Source organism: Micromonospora taraxaci (genome assembly GCF_007830095.1).
Taxonomy (GTDB): Bacteria; Actinomycetota; Actinomycetes; order Mycobacteriales; family Micromonosporaceae; genus Micromonospora; species Micromonospora taraxaci.
The window spans coordinates 2,108,492-2,130,174 of the sequence record NZ_VIWZ01000001.1 but is presented as its reverse complement, the minus strand read 5'-3'; the positions used below and the strand labels follow the sequence as shown (position 1 = coordinate 2,130,174).

Annotated in this window: 19 protein-coding genes; 9 read left to right on the top strand and 10 right to left on the bottom strand. The window is 73.6% G+C overall.

The features are described 5' to 3' along the window. Positions 1 to 9: 9 nt before the first annotated feature. The 5 genes from FHU34_RS10120 to FHU34_RS10100 form a co-directional block, all read right to left on the bottom strand. Complete coding sequence (locus FHU34_RS10120; RefSeq protein WP_145779714.1) at positions 10 to 192, bottom strand: hypothetical protein; 183 nt, start codon at positions 190 to 192, stop codon at positions 10 to 12. 88 nt (positions 193 to 280) lie between these two features. Further along, entirely contained in the window at positions 281 to 3,649 is a 3,369-nt protein-coding gene (locus FHU34_RS10115) for an error-prone DNA polymerase (protein WP_145779713.1), read from the bottom strand. A gap of 39 nt (positions 3,650 to 3,688) precedes the next feature. Next, complete coding sequence (locus tag FHU34_RS10110) at positions 3,689 to 5,338, bottom strand: DNA polymerase Y family protein (RefSeq protein WP_145779712.1); 1,650 nt, start codon at positions 5,336 to 5,338, stop codon at positions 3,689 to 3,691. After that, complete coding sequence (locus tag FHU34_RS10105; RefSeq protein ID WP_145779711.1) at positions 5,335 to 6,060, bottom strand: hypothetical protein; 726 nt, start codon at positions 6,058 to 6,060, stop codon at positions 5,335 to 5,337. The genes FHU34_RS10110 and FHU34_RS10105 overlap by 4 nt, the downstream gene beginning before the upstream one ends. A 102-nt stretch (positions 6,061 to 6,162) precedes the next feature. Next, complete coding sequence (locus FHU34_RS10100; protein ID WP_007463070.1) at positions 6,163 to 6,612, bottom strand: SAV_6107 family HEPN domain-containing protein; 450 nt, start codon at positions 6,610 to 6,612, stop codon at positions 6,163 to 6,165. A 517-nt stretch (positions 6,613 to 7,129) separates the two neighbouring features. Between FHU34_RS10100 and FHU34_RS10095 the strand changes: the two genes are divergently transcribed. From FHU34_RS10095 to FHU34_RS10075, 5 genes are read left to right on the top strand one after another with little or no spacing between them, the layout of a single operon-like run. Then, a complete protein-coding gene (locus tag FHU34_RS10095) occupies positions 7,130 to 7,867 on the top strand; it encodes a monooxygenase (RefSeq protein ID WP_145779710.1) in 738 nt (245 codons plus the stop codon). Continuing rightward, positions 7,864 to 8,415 (top strand): GNAT family N-acetyltransferase, encoded by a 552-nt coding sequence (locus FHU34_RS10090; protein ID WP_145779709.1) that lies wholly within the window; start codon positions 7,864 to 7,866, stop codon positions 8,413 to 8,415. The genes FHU34_RS10095 and FHU34_RS10090 overlap by 4 nt, the downstream gene beginning before the upstream one ends. Next, positions 8,412 to 9,287, top strand: coding sequence for a carotenoid biosynthesis protein (locus tag FHU34_RS10085; protein ID WP_145779708.1), 876 nt, complete (start codon positions 8,412 to 8,414; stop codon positions 9,285 to 9,287). Before FHU34_RS10090 ends, FHU34_RS10085 begins: the two co-directional genes overlap by 4 nt. Beyond that, entirely contained in the window at positions 9,284 to 10,411 is a 1,128-nt protein-coding gene (locus tag FHU34_RS10080) for a glycosyltransferase family 2 protein (RefSeq protein ID WP_145779707.1), read from the top strand. Before FHU34_RS10085 ends, FHU34_RS10080 begins: the two co-directional genes overlap by 4 nt. An 11-nt stretch (positions 10,412 to 10,422) precedes the next feature. Beyond that, the gene (locus tag FHU34_RS10075; RefSeq protein WP_145779706.1) at positions 10,423 to 11,910 is read left to right on the top strand and encodes a phytoene desaturase family protein; all 1,488 of its coding nucleotides are present in this window, start codon (positions 10,423 to 10,425) and stop codon (positions 11,908 to 11,910) included. 6 nt (positions 11,911 to 11,916) lie between these two features. On the opposite strand, the gene FHU34_RS10070 is transcribed toward FHU34_RS10075, so the two are convergent. Both FHU34_RS10070 and metF read right to left on the bottom strand, forming a co-directional pair. Next, positions 11,917 to 12,630 (bottom strand): CDP-alcohol phosphatidyltransferase family protein, encoded by a 714-nt coding sequence (locus FHU34_RS10070; RefSeq protein WP_145785524.1) that lies wholly within the window; start codon positions 12,628 to 12,630, stop codon positions 11,917 to 11,919. A 21-nt stretch (positions 12,631 to 12,651) separates the two neighbouring features. Continuing rightward, complete coding sequence (gene metF / locus FHU34_RS10065; protein ID WP_145779705.1) at positions 12,652 to 13,569, bottom strand: methylenetetrahydrofolate reductase [NAD(P)H]; 918 nt, start codon at positions 13,567 to 13,569, stop codon at positions 12,652 to 12,654. A gap of 251 nt (positions 13,570 to 13,820) precedes the next feature. Here metF and FHU34_RS10060 point away from each other — a divergent pair, with 251 nt between their 5' ends. Continuing rightward, the gene (locus tag FHU34_RS10060) at positions 13,821 to 14,231 is read left to right on the top strand and encodes a helix-turn-helix domain-containing protein (RefSeq protein WP_145779704.1); all 411 of its coding nucleotides are present in this window, start codon (positions 13,821 to 13,823) and stop codon (positions 14,229 to 14,231) included. 9 nt (positions 14,232 to 14,240) lie between these two features. Continuing rightward, positions 14,241 to 15,323, top strand: a complete 1,083-nt coding sequence (locus FHU34_RS10055; RefSeq protein ID WP_145779703.1) for a polyprenyl synthetase family protein — start codon at positions 14,241 to 14,243, stop codon at positions 15,321 to 15,323. A 106-nt stretch (positions 15,324 to 15,429) separates the two neighbouring features. Here the strand turns inward: FHU34_RS10055 and FHU34_RS10050 are convergent, their stop codons facing one another. After that, a complete protein-coding gene (locus FHU34_RS10050; RefSeq protein ID WP_145779702.1) occupies positions 15,430 to 15,819 on the bottom strand; it encodes an Rv2175c family DNA-binding protein in 390 nt (129 codons plus the stop codon). A 188-nt stretch (positions 15,820 to 16,007) separates the two neighbouring features. On the opposite strand from FHU34_RS10050, the gene pknB reads away from it, so the two are divergent. Together pknB and FHU34_RS10040 are read left to right on the top strand one after the other, a co-directional pair. After that, positions 16,008 to 17,993, top strand: coding sequence for a Stk1 family PASTA domain-containing Ser/Thr kinase (pknB, locus tag FHU34_RS10045; RefSeq protein WP_145779701.1), 1,986 nt, complete (start codon positions 16,008 to 16,010; stop codon positions 17,991 to 17,993). After that, positions 17,993 to 18,859: a deoxyribonuclease IV gene (locus FHU34_RS10040; protein ID WP_145779700.1), complete on the top strand. Its 867-nt coding sequence runs from the start codon at positions 17,993 to 17,995 to the stop codon at positions 18,857 to 18,859. The genes pknB and FHU34_RS10040 overlap by 1 nt, the downstream gene beginning before the upstream one ends. 112 nt (positions 18,860 to 18,971) lie before the next feature. On the opposite strand, the gene FHU34_RS10035 is transcribed toward FHU34_RS10040, so the two are convergent. Beyond that, the gene (locus FHU34_RS10035; RefSeq protein WP_208744955.1) at positions 18,972 to 20,006 is read right to left on the bottom strand and encodes a threonine aldolase family protein; all 1,035 of its coding nucleotides are present in this window, start codon (positions 20,004 to 20,006) and stop codon (positions 18,972 to 18,974) included. A 200-nt stretch (positions 20,007 to 20,206) separates the two neighbouring features. Continuing rightward, positions 20,207 to 21,613, bottom strand: coding sequence for a class II 3-deoxy-7-phosphoheptulonate synthase (locus tag FHU34_RS10030; protein WP_145779698.1), 1,407 nt, complete (start codon positions 21,611 to 21,613; stop codon positions 20,207 to 20,209). Positions 21,614 to 21,683 lie beyond the last annotated feature (70 nt).

Below are 21,683 nucleotides of genomic sequence, written 5' to 3'. Positions count from 1 at the left end.
CCGGGTCGGTCAGGACTCGGTGCCCTCGACCTCGTCCTCCGCCCGGGACCGGCGCTCGTTGGCCACCGGCCCGTTGGTCACCTCGTACTCGCGAGGGTCGGCGAGGTGCGACGGCACCCAGGTCGCACCCAGCCGGGTCCGCCGGGCGTTCGCGATTCCACCGGTGTACGCGTGGTTCCCCATCACTGTCATTCCCCCTCACGGATCACGGGCCACTCTGCCCGCTCGGGGACGAGTCTCCCGCCCACCGCCGCAGGAAACCGTAATGTGGATCACTAGATCAGCGGAAGTCACGGGATGCGGGACTGACCGGTGGCTCGATGGCGTCCAACCGGTCGGCCACCAGGTTGGTCACCCCCTCGTGCCGCTGCAACTGCCCCCTGACCACCAGCGCGGCGCTGGTCCGGGCCACCCGCCGGTAGCGCTGCCACAGCCCCGGCGAACAGGTGACGTTGAGCATCCCCGTCTCGTCCTCCAGGTTGAGGAAGGTGACGCCACCCGCGGTCGCCGGACGTTGCCGGTGGGTGACGATGCCACCGACCCGGATCCGCTGCCCCGGCTCCACCCGACCGAGCCGGGCGATCGGCACCGCGCCGAGCACGTCGAGCTGACCCCGGATGAACCGGGCCGGGTGGCTCTCCGGCGACAGCCCGGTGGCCCACACGTCGGCGACCAGCCGGTCCACCGCCTCCATCCCGGGCAGCGTGGGCGCCGCCGCGCCGGTCACCGTGCCGGGCAACCGGCCCGGCCGGTCCTGCGCCGCCGCCCCGGCGGCCCACAACGCCTCCCGCCGGGTCAACCCGAAACAGGCGAAGGCGTCCGCGGTGGCCAGGGCCTCCAACTGCGCGGCGGTGAGACCGACCCGCCGGGCCAGATCAGGCATGTCCCGGTACGGCCCACCGGTGACCCGTTCGACCTCGATCCGTTCGGCCACGTCGGCGCCGAGGGTCCGTACGCTGGACAGGCCGAGCCGGACAGCGGGACCGCCCAGCCCCCAGGCGTGCGGCGGCTCCCCCGGCCCGCTGCCCCACCGGGTGTCCGGGTTGGACTCCAGCACCGCCGACGCCGCGCTGGCGTTGATGTCCGGACGACGGACCTCCACCCCGTGCCGGCGGGCGTCGTCGGCCAGGGTCTGCGGGGAGTAGAACCCCATCGGCTGGGCGTTGAGCAGCGCCGCCAGGAACGCCGCAGGGTGGTAACGCTTGAGCCAGGAGCTGGCGTAGACCAGGTAGGCGAAGCTCATCGCGTGGCTTTCCGGGAAGCCGTAGCTGGCGAACGCGGTGAGCTTGCGGTAGACGTCGTCGGCCAGCTCACCGGTGATGCCCCGCTCGGCCATCCCGGCGTAGAGCCGGTCGGCGATCCGGCTCATCCGCTCGACCGACCGTTTGGCGCCCATCGCCCGGCGCAACTGGTCGGCCTCGGCCGCGTCGAAGCCGGCCAGGTCGATGGCGAGCTGCATCAACTGCTCCTGGAACAGCGGCACACCCAGGGTCTTCTCCAGCGCGTTACGCATCAGCGGATGCGCGAAGGTCACCGCCTCCTGGCCGTTCTTGCGCCGGATGAACGGGTGCACCGAACCGCCCTGGATCGGGCCGGGCCGGATCAGCGCCACCTCGACCACCAGGTCGTAGAACTCGCGGGGCTTGAGCCGGGGCAGGGTGGCCATCTGGGCACGGCTCTCCACCTGGAACACCCCGACCGAGTCGGCCCGGCAGAGCATGTCGTAGACCTCCGGGTCGTCCAGCGTCATGTCACCGAGGTCGAGCCGGGACCCGATCATGTCGTAGCCGTAGTGCAGCGCGGAGAGCATGCCCAGGCCGAGCAGGTCGAACTTGACCAGACCGACCGCCGCGCAGTCGTCCTTGTCCCACTGGAGCACGCTGCGCCCGGGCATCCGCCCCCACTCCACCGGGCACACCTCGATCACCGGACGGTCGCAGATCACCATGCCGCCCGAGTGGATGCCCAGGTGCCGGGGGAACGTCTGCAACTCGTTGGCGTACTCCACCACCTGCTCGGGGATGTTCTCGACGTCGACAGTGGCGACCGAACCCCACCTGTCGATCTGCTTGCTCCAGGCGTCCTGCTGCCCCGGCGAGTACCCGAACGCCTTGGCCACGTCCCGCACTGCCGACCGGGGCCGGTAGGAGATGACGTTGGCGACCTGGGCGGCGTGCTCCCGGCCGTAACGGGTGTAGACGTGCTGGATCACCTCCTCCCGACGGTCGGACTCGATGTCCACGTCGATGTCGGGTGGGCCGTCCCGTTCCGGGGCGAGGAAGCGCTCGAAGAGCAGCCGGTGCCGGACCGCGTCCACGTTGGTGATCCGCAACGCGTAGCAGACCGCCGAGTTGGCCGCCGAACCCCGACCCTGGCAGTAGATGTCCTGCTCGCGGCAGAACGTGACGATGTCGTAGACCACCAGGAAGTAGCCGGGGAAACCCAGCTCCTCGATCATGTTCAGTTCGTGGTCGAGTTGCGCGTACGCCGTCGGGTGCGCCTGCGGAGGGCCGTAACGCTCGCGTGCCCCGTCGGCGGTCAGCTTCCGCAACCAGCTCATCTCCGTGTGCCCCGGCGGCACCGGGTACGCCGGCAGCTGCGGCGCGACCAGTTGCAGGTCGAAGGCCAACTCGGCGCCGAACTCGGCGGCTCGCGCCACAGCACCCGGGTACGCGGCGAACCGGGCCGCCATCTCCGCGCCGCTGCGCAGGTGGGCGGTGGCCGCCGCGGGCAGCCAGCCGTCGATCTCGTCCAGGCTGCGCCGGGCCCGGACGGCGGCGACGGTGGTGGCCAACCGCCGCCGGCCGGGGCTGGCGTAGTGCACGTTGTTGCTGGCCACCGTCGGCAGCCCGGCCGCGGCGGCCAGGTCGGCGAGCGCGTCGTTGCGGTCGGCGTCGACCGGGTGGCCGTGGTCGGTCAGCTCCACCGCCACCGTCTCCGCGCCGAAGAGCGAGGTCAGCCGGTCCAATTCACGGGCCGCCGCGTCCACCCCCTCGGTGAGCAGCGCACCCGGCACGTGCCCCTTGCGGCAGCCGGTCAACACCAGCACGTGGTCGCGCAACTCGGCGGCGACCTCCTCCAGCTCCCCGTAGACCGGGCGGCCCTTCTCCCCGCCGCGCAACTGGGCACGGGCGATGGTGGCGGCCAACCGTGCGTACCCCTCGTGGCCGTGCGCGAGCACCAGCAGGTGCGAGCCGTGCGGGTCGGGTTCGCCGTTCTGCGGACCGGGAAGCCCGAGGGAGAGCTCCGCGCCGAAGATGGTCGGCAGACCCAGCATGCGGGCCGCCTCGGCGAAGCGGACCACGCCGTAGAAGCCGTCGTGGTCGGTGACGGCGAGCGCGGTGAGCCCCAGTCGGGCCGCCTCCTCGGCCAGCTCTTCGGGGTGGCTGGCACCGTCGAGGAAGCTGAAGTTGGTGTGCGCGTGCAGCTCCGCGTAGGGCACCACGCCGTCAGGGCGGGTCAGCTCCGGCGGCTGGTACTGCTCGCGGCGGCGGCTCCAGGCCGGGGAGTCGCCACCGTCGGCGTCCACGGCGAGCGGGTCCACCACGTGCAGGTGCCGCTCGCCCCGGCTCCCCCGCTTGTCGTCGGCCCGACCGGAGAGCACCCGTTCCAGCTCCGACCAGGGCATCTTCGGGTTGTGGAAGCTCATCCTCGCCACTCCCGGCTGACCAGACCCACGACCAGGCGCTCAGTCATAGATCGCCTCCACCAGCCACTGCCCGGCCTCGACGGCCAGCAGCAGAGCGGCGCCACCGGCCAGGCTGACCTGGAACCGCGCCCGACGGCGGGCCTCGGCCGGCACCCACCAGCGCTCGTCCACCGGCCACGGGCCGGCCCAGCCCACGATCTCCGTGGGCTGGCCGGCGCCGACCACCAACCGAGCAGGTGGGGCGCTCACCGCCAACCGCGCGCTGATCACCACCGGCTCACCGGCGGCGTCGTGCACCGTCGCCGCGAGCGGGCTGGGCAGCACCACCGCCGGAGCGGGCGCCGGCAGCCGGCCCGGCCACGGCGGAACTGCGCCGCCACCGTGGTCCGCGGGCCGACCGGAGCTGGCGGCCCGGTCGGTGCCGCTGGTGATCGGCTCGCCGGGCAGCGGTGCGGGGCCGGGGCGGGCGGGGACGCGTTCGTCGCCCCACGGCACCAGTCGCACCTGGTCGGCTGGGGAGCGCCCACCGCCGAGCACCGCGGTGACCACCGCCTCCGGGCCGAGGATGCCCTGCACACGGCTCAACGCCCGGTGCGCTCGTTCCCGCTCCTCGCCGGTCTCCCCCCACAGGCCGGCCTGCAGGCCTGCCTGGGCGATCACCCCGTCCGGGATCAGTCGCAGCCGGATGATGCCGGCCGTCGGTCGGGCCGGACGGGCGCCGCCGCGACCACTGCTGCCGGAGAGCCAACCGTCGAGCTGCCAGCGCACCCGGTCGGCGATGGCCGCGGCGGTGAGCAGGCCGTCGTGCCGCCACACCCGGTGCAACTCCTGCCCGTGCTCGGTGACCGCCTCGATGCCGAGCCGGGTGCAGGCCAGCCCGTGCCCGGCCAGCCGCTCATGCAACTGCTCGGCCAGCGCTCGGGCCACGAACGCCGCCACGTCGACCCGGTCGATCGGCTCGTCGTGCTCGGCGGTCACCGTCAGGTCGGCCGGCGGCTGCCGGACCGCGAGTGGGCGGTGGTCCCGCCCGGCGGCCAGCCGATGGGCCAGCGCGCCGTCGAACCCGAACCGGGCCAGCACGTCACCGGCCGGCAGCGCGGCGAAGTCACCGAGGGTACGCACACCGAGCCGACGCAGCAGGTCGGCCAGCGCCGAGCGGCCGAGCGCCTCGACCGGCAACCCGGCCAGGAACTCCGGTGTGCCACCCGGTGCCACCACCCGACCGGCGCGAGCGGCCAACCCGGCCGCGAACACCCCGTCGGCGATGCCGACCTGGCTCTCCACCAGGCACGACTGGGCGACGTGCTCGATGATCCGCTCGGCGGCCGCCTCCTCGCCACCGAGGTAACGGCTCGGCCCCCGGGCGGCCACCGCGCAGGCCCCCGGACGGACCACCTCGACACCGGCGACCAACTCCTCCACCGCGGCGACCACCGGCTCGAACGCCCGGGTGTCCCGCCCCGGGTCGTAGTCCACGACGGTGAGCTGGGGGCAACGACCCTGCGCCTCCCGTTTGCGCAGGCCTCGACGCACCCCCTCGGCACGGGCCCGCTCGGAGCAGGCGACCACCCGGTTGGCGTGCAGCACGGCGACCGGGCCGGTCGCCGGCACTCCGTCGACGATCTCGGCGGCGAGCACCGGCCAGTCCGGGCACCACAGCAGCAGGGTCCGTGCCGGCGAGCCGGTCACTCCCGACCGACCAGGGCGAGCGACGCGGTCGGACGGCCCACGGCCGACGGCTTCGGACGGGGGATGACCCGGGTCAGCCCGTCACCCGGTAGCCAGACCTTGATCTCCTTCGGCCGCGCGGCTGCCCCGCGCCCGCGCGCCGAGACGGTGACCTCCCGGCGGCGCAGCCGCCCCCGACCGGCCCCGAGCCCTTCCCACACACCACGGACCACCTGCAACGTCACGTCCGCGCCGTCCCACCGGCCGTACGGGACGAGCACGCTGCCGCGCTGCCGCGCCCGGGCGGCCAACCGGGTGGCGACCGAGGCGGAGACGGTGGCCGGCACGGCGGTGACCACGACGTCCACCCCGTCGATCAGCGCGGCGACAACGGTGGCCCACTCGGGGCCGGGATTCGGCACCAGGGCCAGCCGGTCCAGGGCGATGCCCAGCTCGGCGGCCGCACCCGCGCCGAACGTCGGCACACCGACCACCGCGCACCACGAGCCGGATCGGGACGCCTCGGCGAGCAGCGCCAGCATCAGCGAGGTGCCACCGCTGCGCTGGGGCTGGCCGGCGGCGACCGCGATGGTGCTGCCCCGGCGCAGGCCCCGGTTGGGCAGCAGACCGGTCAGCTCGGGCACCACCGGCAACACCCGGTGGCCGCCGACCTGGTCAGGTGCGCTCGCCGGACGCACCAGATCGGCCAGTGCGGCGGAACCGACCACCGTGCGGCCCGCCATTGGACCAACTCCCCCGTCGTTGCTGTGGATCAGATCAGGATCGGCACGCCGTGCCACCGGCCGCCCGGCTCCCCCCGCTGGGCGGTCGGTGGCACGGCGGGATCAGGCGGCGAGGCCGTCCAGGGCCGGCTGGTGGGCCACGCCGAGCGCGGTCTCCACCACCGTGACGAACTGTTCGGCAGCGCGGAGCAGATCGTCTGCCTCCCGGGCGCTGACCACCCGGGGGATGCCAGCCTCGGCGGCGGCGCGCTTGCTGGCGCCGGCGGCGAAGAACCGGGACCACTCGTCGAGCTCCGGGGCGACGGCGCAGAGAAGGACCCAGACGCTGGTGATCCGGTTGCGTCGACTCGGCGCGGGCCGGGCACGGGCGGCGAGCAGGGCGGCCGCCGCACGCAGCGCCGCCAGGTGGGCAGCCGCGTAGCGCAGACCGTCGGGTCGGGTCTGGCCGGCCTCGACCAGCCCACGCCGGGCCAACGTGAGGAGCTGGGCGGGGGTGCGGTGCGGCAGCACGTGCGCCGGCACCGTCGGTGCCTGAGCCGGGTTGGTCGGCATGGTGTCTCCTCCACATGGCCGGGGCGTCGCCCCGGCGCTGGTGCCGCCGGCGAGACGCCGAGGTCGGGTGGTGCGGAGGAAGACGCACCGGGTGTGGCCGGCCGGGTGTGGATGCTTCCCCACACCACACCCGGCCGGCGTACCGGCGGGTTCGTCGCCCGCCGCCCGGGGGTCGTGGGCGGCGGGCGACGATCCTGCCTGTCGGGACCAGGCTCGCGACTGCCTGGAAACCCAGGTGCGGCCCGCGGAGCCGCACCGCCGGGGCTGGCGCCGCGAAACGCCGCGCTCCGGCCGGTTGGAACGAACGTTCGAGGCAATCGAACACTCGTTCTAACTGCTGCTGACAGTACACCTCCCCTCCGACGAAAATGCAACGTGTGACGCGCCGGGTGTGCCAGCCGCGCGAACCGGGGTGAGCCGACACCGACCCAACCGGGAAGAATGGCGACATGCAGCCACACCCGAACGTACGAGCGGCGCAGGCCACGCCCACCGCCGGCAGCCCCGCCGAGGTGGCGTGAGCACCGCACCGGAGCTGGTCACGTTGCACGTGTGGCGGACCTCCCGCGGCGCGCTGCCCCGGGCGCTGACCCGGATGGCGGTCGACCCCCGCCGGCTGCGCGCCCTCCCGGGCGCCCGTTTCGGCAAGCTGTTGGGCACCGGGACCGGCACCGGGTTCGGGCCGGGCGACGCCGACCTGACCCGGTGGGCGGCGCTGACCGTCTGGGACTCCCCCGCCACCGCGGCCGACTTCGACGACTCGACGGTCGGGCGCGCCTGGGCCCGCATCGCCCGTGCCTCCGCCCGGGTCGACCTGCGCCCGCTGACCAGCCGGGGCGAGTGGTCCGGTCAGCAGCCGTTCGGCGACCCGCCGGGTGGCCGGGTCACCGGCCCGGTGCTGGCGCTGACCCGGGCTCGGTTGCGGGCCCGCCGGGCGGCCACCTTCTGGCGGGCGATCCCCCCGGTGGCCGCCGCCCTGCGCGACGCGCCCGGGCTGCTGGCCCGGTTCGGGGTCGGGGAGGCACCGCTGGGTTGGCAGGGCACGGTGAGCGTGTGGCGCGACCCGACGGACCTGGTGGCGTTCGCGTACCGTCACCCGGAGCACCGGGCGGCGATCATGCGAACCCCCACCGAGGGTTGGTACGCGGAGGAGCTGTTCGCCCGGTTCGAGGTGCTCGACGTGGTCGGCGACCGGTCGGTGCTCGGATGGGTCGCCGACGGTGGCCCGGCAACGGTGAAGGGTGGACGGGCATGAGGTTGGTGCGCTGGACGCCGGACGATCTCGTCCGGCGGCTGGACGACGTGGTGGCCGTCTACGGCGAGGCGATGGGATACCGCACCGACCTGCTGGAGGCCCGGCGCGGCTACATCGCCACCCACGTCCGCCGCCCGGGTTTCCGGGCGGTCGCCAGCCTGACCAGCGAGGGTCACCTCGCCGGCTTCGGCTACGGCTACCTGGGCGCCTCCGGCCAGTGGTGGCACGACCAGGTGCACCGAGCGCTGGACGCACCGACCCGTCAACGCTGGCTCACCCACTGCTTCGAGGTGGTCGAGCTGCACGTCCGGCCGCCGGCGCAGGGGCACGGTCTGGGCACCGGGCAGCTGCGCGCGCTGCTCGGCATGGCCGAGGGTGACACCACGCTGCTGTCCACCCCGGAGGCCGACGAGCAGACCTCACGGGCCTGGCGGCTGTACCGGCGCTTCGGTTTCGTCGACGTGCTGCGCAACTTCCACTTTCCCGGCGACGAGCGGCCGTTCGGCGTACTCGGTCGGGATCTGCCACTCGAGCCACCGGCGTCATGACCCGGCGGATCTCCTGGGCGCTGCTCGCCGTCCTGGTGCTCGCCCAGATCTGCTACCCGCTCACCACCGGCGACACCCGGGCCGGGCTCACCGTGGCCACCGTCGTGCTCGGTTGGCTGCTCTCGGTCGGCCACGCGCTGCTCAGCCGGGGCCCGCGGGTCGCGGCGGCGCTGGTCGCGGTGGCCACCGGCGGCGGGTTCGCGATCGAGGCGATCGGGGTGGCCACCGGTGTGCCGTTCGGCAGCTACGACTACTCCGGCGAGCTGGGCCCCAAACTCGCCGGGGTGCCGCTGATCATTCCGCTGGCCTGGACCTGGATGGCCTGGCCGGCCTGGCTGGCCGCGGTCCGGCTCACCAGCGGCGGGTCGGCGACGGCGGGCGGCGGGTCGGCGACGGCCGGCGGCGCGTCGACGGTCGGTCGATGGGCGGGGAGGATCGCGCTGGCCACCGTCGGGCTCGCCGCCTGGGACCTCTTCCTCGATCCGCAGATGGTGGCCGAGGGCTACTGGGTCTGGCGCGACGCCACCCCGGCGTTGCCCGGCCTGCCCGGCATCCCGGTCAGCAACTACCTGGGCTGGCTGCTCTTCGCGGTGCTGATGATGAGCGCGCTCCGCCCGCTGGCCGGGCCCGCCGCCGAACGCACCGACCGGCGGGACCACCCGATGACCGCGCTCTACCTGTGGACGTACTTCTCCAGCATCCTGGCCCACGCCGTCTTCCTCGACCTGCCCGCCTCGGCGCTCTGGGGCGCCGCCGGCATGTCGGTGACCGCGATACCGCTGGCGGTGACAGTGCTGCGCGCCCGCCGGGCTCGTGAGACCCGCCAGGAGGACCACCAGCCGCACCGGCCCGGCGTCGACGCGACCCGATGACCGTCCTGCTCGCCCTGCTCGTCGCCGTCGCCGCGTTGACCGGGCACACCTGGCTCAACGCCGTCCGCTGGCTGCGCCGGCCCACCGACCGGCCCACCCCGGTCGACGAGCCGGTCGCCGTGCTGCTGCCGCTGCGCGACGAGGCCGCCCGGGTCACCGGATGCCTGCGTGCCCTGCTCGCCCAACGCGGCGTGCCCGGGCTGCGCATCGTGGTCCTCGACGACGGGTCCACCGACGGCACCGCCGACGTGGTCCGCGCGGTGGCCGGCGACGACCCCCGGGTCACGCTGCTCACCGGGGTCTCGCCGCCGCCGGGCTGGCTGGGCAAGCCGCACGCCTGCTGGCAGTTGGCCGCCCGGGCCGACCCCGACGCCACCGCGCTGGTCTTCGTCGACGCCGACGTGGTGCTCGCCCCGCACGCCGTGGCCGCGGCCGTCACCGAGCTGCGCGCCGCCGGCGCGACGCTGCTGTCGCCGTACCCCCGGATCGTGGTGGCGACGGCGGCCGACCGGCTGGTGCAGCCGCTGTTGCAGTGGCTCTGGCTGACCTTCCTGCCGCTGCGGGCGATGGAGCGCTCGTCGCGGCCGTCGCTGGCCGCCGCGGGCGGCCAGTTCCTGGTGCTGGACCGGGCCGGCTACACCGCCGCCGGCGGGCACGCCGCGGTCGCCGACAAGATCCTTGAGGACGTCGAGCTGGCCCGGGCGGTCAAGCGGGCCGGTGGGCGGATCGCCCTGGCCGACGGGTCCCGGCTGGCCACCTGCCGGATGTACGACGACTGGCCGCAGTTGCGCGACGGGTACTCGAAGTCGCTCTGGGCGTCGTTCGGGCACCCGGGCGCGGCGGCGGCCGTGGTGGCGGCGCTGCTGCTGCTGTACACCGCCCCGCCGCTGATCGCGCTTGTGGGTGTGGCGGCCGACGCGCCGGGGGTGGCCGCCGTGGGCCTGGCTGGCTATCTGCTCGGGGTGGTCGGGCGGGTGCTCACCGCCCGGGCGACCGGGGGCCGGTGGTGGCCCGACGCGCTCGCACACCCCGTGTCGGTCGTGGTCCTCGGTTGGCTGACCCTGCGGTCGTACCATCTGCGAAAGCGACGCCGCCTGACCTGGCGGGGTCGCCCGGTCAGCTAGGAGGGCACGGCATGGCGCGGATCGTGGTCGTCGGCGCCGGGGTGGGTGGCCTCGCCACCGCCGCCCGGCTGGCCGCCACCGGGCACCAGGTGACCGTCTTCGAACGGGCCGACACGGTCGGCGGCAAGCTCGGCCGGTACGCGCACGACACCCCGGCCGGCTCGTTCCACTTCGACACCGGGCCGAGCCTGCTCACCCTGCCCGAGGTGTTCCACGACCTGTTCGAGGCGACCGGGGCCAAGCTCGACGAGTACCTGGACCTGGTCCCGCTGGACCCGATCGTCCGGCACGTCTTCGGAGACGGCGGCCCACCCCTGGACTCGTGCGCCGACCCGGTGGAGTTCGCCACGAGGATCGGCGCCGCCTTCGGCGATCGGGCGGCGACCGACTGGCAGCGGCTGTGGCATCGGGCCGCGCGGGTGTGGAACGCCTCCTCGCGGGACATCCTGCGCCGTACCGTCGACTCCCCGCGCGACCTCGCGTCGCTGGCCTGGCGGGTCGGTGACCTGGCCGCCATCGCACCGGGCCGCACCCTGCGCGGCCTGGGCCGCCGACACCTGTCCGACCCCCGGCTGCGGATGCTGCTGGACCGGTACGCCACCTACACCGGGGCCGACCCCCGCCGGGCGCCGGCGGCGCTGGTCGCGGTCCCGTACGCCGAGCTGACCTTCGGTGGCTGGTACCTGCGCGGCGGGTTGGGCACCCTCGCCGACGCGTTGCTCACCCGCTGTCTGGACCTGGGCGTGGTCGTGCAGACCGACGCCACTGTCACCCGGATCGACGCCACCGGCGGCCGGGTGCACGGGGTACGCCTCGCCGGTGTCGGCGCGCCGGTGCCCGCCGACGTGGTGGTGGCCAACGTGGACGCCCTCACCGTCTACCGTGACCTGCTGCCGCACCCCCGTCGGCTGGCCGGGCTGACCGACCGCAGCCTCGCCGGTTTCGTGCTGCTGCTCGGCGTCTCCGGCAGCACCGGGCTGGCCCACCACAATGTCTTCTTCCCGGGTGACTACGACGCGGAGTTCGACGCGGTCTTCGGTGACCCCGGGCGCGGCGTACGGGCACGGCCGGCGGCCGACCCGACGGTGTTCGTCACAGTTGCCGACGACCCGATGGTCCGTCCGGCCGGGCACGAGGCATGGTTCGTGCTGGTCAACGCCCCACGGCAGGGCACCGCGGCGGGCGCTGTCGACTGGCGACGGCCGGGGCTGGCCGACGCGTACGCCGATCGGATCCTGGAGGTGCTGGCGCGGCGCGGCGTGGACGTGCGCGACCGGGTGCTGTTCCGGGAGGTCCGCACCCCGGCCGACCTGGACGCGGCGACCGGCGCGCCGGGTGGCTCGATCTACGGCACCGCCGGAGGGTTGCTCCGCCCCGCCAACCGGGGCCCGGCCAACGGGCTGTGGCTGGTGGGCGGCTCCACCCACCCGGGTGGCGGGTTGCCGATGGTGACCCTGTCCGCGCAGATCGTCGCCGACGAGATCGGCCCCGCCTGGTAGGGCCGCTCAGCCGGCGTCGAGCAGGGCGCGGCGGATGGTGGAGAGCAGCTGCCCCAGACCGAAGCCGGCCAACAGCACCCACACCGCTGTCGCCATGGTGATGGTGCCGGCGGCCAAATCCGGCTCGATCAGCCCGGCCAACCCGGCGACCAGCAGCCCGGCCAGCGCCACCGAGACCCGGGTGGGTCGCTCGCCCACTGTCACCGCGCCGATGTCACGCATGCCGGCGGCGACCGCCCGGGCCCGGACGTACTCGTGCAGCCAGGACAGCGCTCCGCCCGCGACGACCAGCGCGCCCGGCGCGCCGACCAGCCAGAACGCCAGCAACCACGCCACCTCACCGAGCCGGTCGGCGACCGAGTCGTAGACGTAGCCGAGCCGGGTGGTGCGGCTGGTGGCGACCGCCACCGCGCCGTCCACGCTGTCCGCCACGGCGGCGAGCAGCACGAACAACGCGCCGAGGAAGAGGCCGTTCCCCGGCCGGGTCACCAGCAACGGTACGCAGAAGCAGAGCAGCACCCCGGCCACTGTGACCGCGGTGGGGCTGACCCGCAGCCGACCCAGCACATACCCCACGTGGTACGCGAATCGCAGCCACGCGCGCACCACCGGCGCCGCGACCCGAGGGTCGAACCCGCCGTGCAACCGCGCCCAGGCCGTGGCGTACTGATCCCAGTTCAGCTGTGTGCCCACCTGGGGATCAACCGTCGTGCCGGGCATCAGGTGTCGCAGGACCAGCATTCACACCCGCGCGCCGGCCTTCAGGTTCTGCCAGACCTCACGGGTCGCGGTGGACCGGTTGAGGGTGATGAAGTGGATCCCCGGCACACCCTCGTCCAGCAGCCGGCGGCACATCTCGCTGGCCTGCTCGACGCCGAGCCGGCGGACGGCCTCCGGGTCGTCGGCGACGCGCTCGAAGCGGGCCGCCAGCGCCGGCGGGAAGGGCGCGCCGGACAGCTGCACGGACCGCTCGATGGTGCCGATCTGGGTCACCGGCATCACCCCGGCCAGGATCGGGGTGTCGCAGCCGGCCGCGGCCACCCGGTCACGCAGTCGCAGGTAGTCGTCGGCGTCGAAGAACATCTGCGTGATCGCGAACGCCGCGCCGGCCCGGCACTTGCGGACGAACTGCGCGGTGTCGCTGGCCACGTCGGGCGAGCGGGGATGCTTGTACGGGAAGGCCGCCACGCCGACGCTGAAGTCGCCGGAATCGCGCACCAGGCGGACCAGGTCCTCGGCGTAGTCCACTCCCTCGGGGTGGCGGATCCACTCGCCGCCCGGGTTGCCCGGCGGGTCGCCGCGCACGGCCAGCACGTTGCGCACCCCCACCCCGGCGAGCCGGCCGATCACGTGTCGCAGCTCGGCGACGGAGTGGTCGACAGCGGTCAGGTGGGCCATCGGCAGCAGAGTGGTGTCGGTGGCGATCCGTTCGGTCACCGCCACAGTGGTGTCCCGCGTCGACCCGCCCGCGCCGTACGTGATCGACACGAACGACGGACGCAGCGACTCCAACTCGCGGATGGCCTGCCAGAGCAGCCGCTCCCCGGCGTCGGTCTTGGGCGGGAAGAACTCGAACGAGAAGGTCGGCTGACGCTCACGGATGAGCTCCCCGATCGCTGGCTGCGGATTGGGGAGTACCGAGGGAAGACCGAGCGCCACGACCCGACTCTAGCGGGCGAGGCGACAGTGACCCAGGCGCTTCCCACCCGATGACCGGTGTCGTGCCGCGCGCCCCGGCCGGTGGGCGCGAGGGCGTCGTACCCCCGGGGTAGGAATGGGTGGCATGGGAGGGGCGGTGGGGGCGGTCCCGGTGCCCGTGCGGGGGTCAGCAACTCAAGCGGCGACGTCCGTCCCGGCCGGCAGGTCGGGCGGGTGGGTCGTCACCGCGCCGACGCCCGCCAGGAGGACCTGTGACCCCACCCGCACCGCCGCGCCCCGCGCAGCTCGGGCCGTTGTTGGCCCGCTGCCGGCTGGCCCGGGGCTGGAGCCAGCAGCGCACCGCCGCCGAGTTGTGCGCCGCCGCCGGGGTGCCGACGTTGAGCCGGCACGAGGTGTCCCGCTGGGAACGCCAGCGCCGGGTGCCCGGCGGGTTCTGGCTCGGCTGGCTCGCGGTCGTCCTGGACGTGCCGCTGGTGGCGCTGGCCGAGGCCGCGGCAGCCACCCGTCGGGCCACTCGCCGGGCCGTCCCTACCCGACCCGCCCGAGCCACCGGACCGGGCCGCGCCGCTCGGGCCGGCACGCCACCGGCAGGGCGCACCGGTCCCGGTCGCACCGCTGGGACTACGCGTGGCGGTGGAGCGCGGGCCACGGGGACCGGCTAGCGTCGGGGCGTGACCCACGCTGCTCCCGTGTCTCCCGTCGACCGCGCCGACCTGCGGCAGCGGGTGGACAAGGCCCTCACCGAGTTCCTGGCCGGTCAACGGGCCCGACTCGCCGCCGTGGACGACGCGCTGGTCCCGGTGGCCGAGGCGATCGAGGCCTTCGTGCTCGGTGGCGGCAAGCGGCTACGTCCGGCGTTCGCGTACTGGGGGTTCCGGGGCGCCGGCGGGGTCGACGGCGAGCCGGTGCTCGCCGCCCTGGCCTCGTTGGAGTTCGTCCAGGCCAGTGCCCTGATGCACGACGACCTGATGGACCGCTCGGACACCCGACGTGGTGAGCCCGCTGTGCACCGGCGGTTCGCCGCCCGGCACCGGCAGGCCGGCTGGGGTGGTGACCCGGACAGCTTCGGCGACGCCGCGGCTCTCCTGCTGGGTGACCTCTGCCTGGTCTGGTCCGACGAGCTGCTGCACTCCGCGGGGCTGGACCCGTGGGTGCTGGCCCGGGCCCGGCCGGTCTTCGACGAGATGCGCACCGAGGTCACCGTCGGTCAGTACCTCGACGTGCTGACCCAGGCCACCGGGGACACCTCGGTGGAACGGGCCAGCAAGGTCGCCCGGTACAAGTCGGCGAAGTACACCGTCGAGCGTCCACTGCTGCTCGGCGCCGCGCTGGCCGACGCGACGGCCGACGTGCGGACGGCCTACTCGGCGTACGGGCTGCCGCTGGGTGAGGCGTTCCAGCTCCGCGACGACGTGCTGGGGGTCTTCGGTGACCCGGCGCTGACCGGCAAGCCGGCCGGTGACGACCTGCGGGAGGGAAAGCGCACCTACCTGGTGGCGGCTGCCGTGGAGACCACCGACGACGCGGGCCGCGAGCTGCTGCTCGGCCGGCTCGGCGACCCGGAGCTGGACGAGGAGGGGGTGGCCCGGCTGCGCGAGCTGATCACCGCGAGCGGGGCGCTCGCCCGTACCGAGCAGCGGATCGTCACGCTCACCGACAGCGCCCTCGCCGCCCTGGCCGCCGTCGACCTCGACACCGAGGCCCGCCAGGCCCTGGTGGACCTGGCCATAGCCGCGACCCGCCGAGCCGACTAACCCCCGGCCCTGCCGCTTTCCCGCGTCGATCATGAAGTTAGCGGGCACCGCCTCGGCGTGTCGCGCCGCCAACTTCATAATCGACCGGGAGAAGGGGTGGGGCGGGTCAGAAACCTTCGGCTTGGGCTCTGCGTTTCACTTCGCGGGCCTGGTCACCGGAGAGGGCGGCGGCCGGGGTGTTCCCGGGGAGGGTGTCGTCCTGCTCGTAGAGCCAGCGCAGGGCGGCCTCGTCGTCGTAGCCGTTGTCGGAGAGCAGGTTGAGCACGCCGGGCAGGTGCTTGAGCACCGTCTGGTTGGCAACCAGGTCCGCCGGGATGCGGCGGACGCCGTCGCGGCGGACCGCCAGCAACTCCCGGTCGCGGATCATCTGGTGCACCTTGCTGATCGACACGTCGAGACGCTCGGCGACGTCGGGCAGGGTCAGCCAGCCGGCCGGGTCGGTGGGGCCGGCGAGCTCCAGGCCGGGCACGGCCTGGTCGGGTACGGGTTCGGTCACCCGACCACCCTGCCACGCCGTCACCACGACGAGCCACCGGCACCCCGGACAACCGATCGACGCCCTGACTCGTGCGTACCGCTGACCAGCGGACGAGGGGCGGCGAGCGCGGCGGGACGAACCAGTTCGGCGATCGGCTGTAGCATCCTGTTCAACCTTCACCCCCTGGACACATAGACTCCCTGCCGATGGACACTCAGGTCGCCGACACGTTGCTGGGCTCGCTGATCGACGGGCGCTACCGCATTCGCGGTCGCGTGGCCCGTGGTGGCATGGCGACCGTGTACACCGCCACCGACGAGCGCCTTGAGCGCACCGTCGCCGTGAAGATCATTCACCCGACCCAGGCGCCCGAGGCCCGCGCCCGGATCGCCAACTTCGTGGCTCGGTTCACCGACGAGGCGAAGACCATCGCCCGGCTGACCCACCCGAACGTGGTGGCCGTCTACGACCAGGGCACCCACGCCGGCCTGCCGTACCTGGTGATGGAGTACGTCCGCGGTCGCACGCTGCGCGACGTGCTGGCCGAGCGCCGCCGGCTCAACCCGGACGAGGCGCTGGCCATCGCCGAGCAGATGCTCGCCGCGATCGCCGCCGCGCACCGGTCGGGTCTGGTGCACCGCGACGTCAAGCCGGAGAACGTGCTGGTCGCCGAGGCGCCCACCGGTGGCGTCGCCAACCTGGTCGACAGCGTCGTCAAGGTGGCCGACTTCGGTCTGGCCCGGGCGGTCGAGGCGAGCGCCGACGACGAGCAGGGCACCCAGCTGATGGCCACCGTGGCGTACGTCGCCCCGGAGCTGGTCACCGAGGGCCGCGCCGATCCCCGTACCGACGTCTACTCGGCGGGCATCGTGCTGTTCGAGATGCTCACCGGTCGCGTGCCGTACGACGGGGACCGCCCGGTCGACGTCGCCTGGCAGCATGTCGACCGGGACGTGCCGGCACCCTCGACGCTGGTGCCCGGCCTGCCGCCGGTCCTCGACGGCCTGGTGCAGCGCGCCACCCGACGTGACCCCGGTGCGCGGCCCGCCGACGCCGGCGCACTGCTGACCGAGGTGCAGGCGGCCCGGGAGCGCCTGGGTGACGGCAACACCCACACCGCAGTGCTCCGGCCGGTGAGCGGCGACGCGCCACTGTCGCAGCCGACCATGGTGGTCGCGACGGTCCGGCCGCCCGACCGCCCGGCCTGGGCGCGGCTGCCGGAGGGCGGCAACCAGGGCGGAGGGCGACGTCGGGCCGCTCCGGAGCCCGCGGAGGGTCTGGGGTCTCGGCTCGCCGCGCTGCGCAGCACGCTGATGGCGAGTCCGCGTGGCCGGTTGGCCGTCGCGGCGGTGGTGGTGACGCTGGGTCTGGTGGCCGCGATCGGGGGGTGGTGGTTCGGCGTCGGCCGTTACACGACCGCCCCGCAGCTGGTGAGTTTGAGCAACGCCGAGGCGCAGGCGCAGGCCGACCGGGCCGGGCTCGTCCTGAAGTACGGCGAGCCGCGCTTCGACGAAAAGGCACCGAAGGACAGCGTGCTGGAGCAGACCCCGGGCTCGACCTCCAAGATCGTCAAGGGTGGCACGATCACGCTGACCCTGTCCCTGGGCCCGGAGCGCTTCCCCGTGCCGGACGTGATCGGTAAGGAGTTCGACCTCGCCGAGGCGGACCTGGTCAACGTGAAGCTGGTGGTGGCCAAGGGCACCCCCCGCTACGACGACACCCTGCCGGCCGGCGTCGTGCTGGACACCAACCCCAAGGTGGGCACCGAGGTCAAACCCGGCGCGAAGATCACCCTCATCCTGAGCCGGGGCCGGGCGCCGGTGTCGGTGCCGAACCTGGTCGGCAAGAGCCTGACCGAAGCCCGCACCACCCTGGCCCAGCTCAACCTGACCCTGGTCGAGACCTACAAGGACTCTGACAAGCCCAAGGACGAGATCCTCGGCCAGAGCCCGGCCGATGGCGCCGGCGTGGAGAAGGGCACCCAGGTCAAGCTGGACGTCAGCAAGGGCCCACCGGCGATCGTCATGCCCCGGGTGATCGACCTGCCCTGTCAGCAGGCCAAGCAGGCGTTGGAGGGCCAGGGCTTCCCGGTGACGGCCCTGATCAACCCGAACGCCGTGGTCCGGATCCAGGCGCCGGGCGAGAACTCGCAGGTGCCGCCGGGCACCCCGGTCACCCTCACGTGCTTCTGATGTCGGCGGCAACCTCGCGTCCGGTGGGCGCGCACACTCCGACCTCCGGCGGGCTGGCCAGGGCCGCCCTGCCGTACGTCGACGCGACCGGCGCGCGGGTGGTGCAGGTCTACGTCTCCAACTCGCGGGGCTGGGCGCTGCCCGACGGTGACCCCGCGCAGGACGCCCTGTTCCGCGACGGCTGCGCCGAGCGGGGCATTCCCGCGTTCATCCACGCCTCGCTGCTGGTCAACCTCGGCTCACCCACTCCGGCCACGGTCGAGAAGTCGGCACAGACGCTGGCGCACGCGCTGCGTCGGGGCGTGGCGATCGGTGCTCAGGCGGTGGTGTTCCACGCGGGCAGTTCGGTGGACGAGGGGCACGCCGATGCGGCGATGCGGCAGGTCCGCGAGGAACTGCTGCCGCTGCTCGACTGGGCCGCGGCCGCCGGTGGCCCGATGCTGCTGGTCGAGCCGAGCGCGGGCGGGGGCCGGTCGCTCGCCTCGCGGGTGGAGCAGCTCGGTCCGTACCTGGACGCGGTGGACCGCCACCCGATGCTGGGGGTCTGCTTCGACACCTGCCACGCCTGGGCCGCCGGGCACGACCTGGCGGTCGAGGGTGGCATGACGGCGACCCTGGACACGCTGGTGGCCACCGTCGGCGCGGACCGGCTACGGCTGGTCCACGCCAACGACTCGAAGGACCTGTGCGGCTCCACGCGGGACCGGCACGAGAACATCGGCAAGGGCACCATCGGCGAGCCCGCCTTCGCCGAGCTGATGACGCACCCCGCCACCGCCGGCGTACCCCTGGTCGTGGAGACCCCGAGCGAGAAGCAGGTCGGCCACGCCGCCGACATCCAAACCCTCACCCGCCTCCACGCCTGAACCCCGCCTCCACCCCGCCGATCCTCGTTGATCAAGAGGTTCGCGTCATCCGGACGCCGGAATCTGACGCAAACCTCTTGATCAACAGCTGGGAGGGAGCGGCCGGCGGGGGTTAGGACGCCGTCAGGATGCGGGGTAGGGCTTCGACCGCGTGGTCGATGTCCGCGTCGCTGACGCCCAGGTGGGTGACCAGGCGGGCGGTACGGGGGCCGAGCACCGAGATGAGTACGCCCTCGGCCCGTGCGACGGCCGCCAGGGCACGCGCGTCCAGGGCGTGCTTGGTCAGGTCCAGCGCGACCAGGTTGGTGCGAACCGTCGTCGCCAGCACACCGAACGGCGCGACCGCCTCGGCGAGCCGGGACGCCTTGGCGTGGTCGTCGGCCAGTCGGTCGACGTGGTGCGCGAGCGCGTACCGGCCGGCCGCGGCGAGGATGCCGGCCTGGCGCATACCGCCGCCCATCCGCTTACGGATCAGCCGGGCTCGTTCGATCTTGTCGGCGCTGCCGACCACGAGCGAGCCGACCGGCGCGCCGAGACCCTTGGACAAACACACCGACAGCGTGTCGAAGAGCCGGCCGTACTCGATCAGGGGCACACCGTCCGCGACGTGCGCGTGCCAGATCCGGGCGCCGTCGCAGTGCAGCGCCACATCCGCGTCGTCGGCGACCGCACGCAGATCCCGCAGGGTGCTCAGCGGAATCACCCCGCCGCCGCCCCGGTTGTGCGTCTGCTCGACGGCGATCGCGCGGGTCGGAACAGCGAAGAAGCCGTCCGGCCGGATCATCCCGGCCACCGCCTCCGGGTCGATGTCCGCGCCGACGGCGGGCCAGGTCCGCGAGGAGATCCCGCCGTACGCGGCGGCGGCCCCGATCTCGTACGTGACCACGTGCGCGTCCGCGTCGCAGAGCAGCTCGTCGCCCGGCGACACCAGCAGTTGCAGGGCGATCTGGTTGGCCATCGACCCGCTCGGGGCGAACAGCGCCGCCTCGTGCCCGAACAGGGCGGCGACCTCGGCTTCGAGAGCGTTGACCGTCGGATCCTCGCCGTAGACGTCGTCACCGACCTCGGCGGTGGCCATCGCCTCCCGCATCCCGGCGGTCGGCCGGGTCACCGTGTCGGACCGCAGGTCCACGAACTGGTCTGCCACTGTCATCCTTTCGACCGCCGGTTGCGGGTCTCGCACACCTGGCCACGGTCATTCTTCTCGGCTGCCGACGGAGGGTCCGCAACCTCAGCCGCTGTCATTCTTTCGGCCGCCGACTGCGGGGCTCGCAAGCTCACTCCTCGCGTCAACCGCTGTCATTCTTTTGGCCGCCGACTGCGGGGCTCGCAAGCTCACTCCTCGCGTCAGCCGCGGAGCATCTCCGCCACCAGGAAGGCCAACTCCAACGACTGCTGGGTGTTCAGCCGCGGGTCGCAGGCGGTCTCGTAGCGGTCGGGCAGGTCGAGGTCCTCGATGCCCTGAGCGCCGCCGAGGCACTCGGTGACGTCCTCGCCGGTCAACTCGACGTGTATGCCACCCGGGTGGGTGTCCAGCCCTCGGTGCACCTCGAAGTAGCCGAGCACCTCGTCGACGATGCGGTCGAAGTGCCGGGTCTTGTAGCCGTTGGACGACTCGTGCGTGTTGCCGTGCATCGGGTCGCACTGCCAGACCACCTTGGCGCCGGCGGCGGTGACCTTGGCGACGATCGGCGGCAGGGCGTCGCGCACCCGGTGGTTGCCCATCCGGCTGATCAGGGTGAGCCGGCCGGGGATGTTGTCCGGGTTGAGCTTCTCGCACAGCTCGATCGCCTCGTCCGGGGACGTGGTCGGGCCGAGCTTGACCCCGATCGGGTTGGCGATCCGGGAGATGAAGTCGATGTGCGCCCCGCTGATCTGCCGGGTGCGCTCGCCGATCCACAGGAAGTGCCCGGAGAGGCCGTACGCCCGACGGTCGGAGACCCGGGTGAGCGCCCGGTCGTACTCCAGGGCCAGGGCCTCGTGGGAGCAGTAGAGCGTGACCGTACGCAGCGCCTCGTCGTCGGTCATGCCGCAGGCCCGGATGAACGCCAGCGCCCGGTCGATCTCCCGGGCGATCGCCTCGTAGCGCTCCCCCGCCGGGGAGTTCTTCACGAAGCCCTTGTTCCAGTCGTGCACCGCGTGCAGGTCGGCGAGCCCACCGGCGAGGTACGCCCGGAGCATGTTCATCGCCGCCGCCGAGTTGGCGTACGCCCGGATCATGCGCTGCGGATCGGCGACCCGGGCTGCCGGATCGGCCTCCAGCGAGTTGATCATGTCGCCCCGGTACGCGGGCAGGCCGCGCGCGTCGGTGGGCAGCGAGCGGGGCTTGGTGTACTGCCCGGCCACCCGGGCGACCTTGACCACCGGCAGGGACGCGCCGTAGGTGAGCACGATCGCCATCTGGAGCAGGGTGCGGGCGTTCGCCAGCAGGTGACTCTCGGTGTTGTCGGCGAACGTCTCGGCGCAGTCACCGCCCTGCAGCAGGAACGCCTTGCCCTCGCAGACCAGGGCGAGCTTCTGCCGGAGCTGGTCCACCTCGTAGGGCGCGACGACCGACGGCACTGTGTCGAGGACCTTGCAGACCTCGGCGACGGCGGCCGGGTCGGACCACGGCGGGACCTGCTCGCGGGGCAGTTCCCGCCATCGGTCCAGGCCGAGCGCGGCGTCCTCGGCGGAGTCGACTGTCGGTCGGCTGGTCTGCAGACCGGGGCTACCCACCCCGGGATGGCTCAGCTGATGCCACTCATGGCGCATGACAGAAAGCGTACGGCGACGGTCGGGGTGACCGGGCGGCGAGGGGGACGGTTCCGGCAGGTGGGAGATC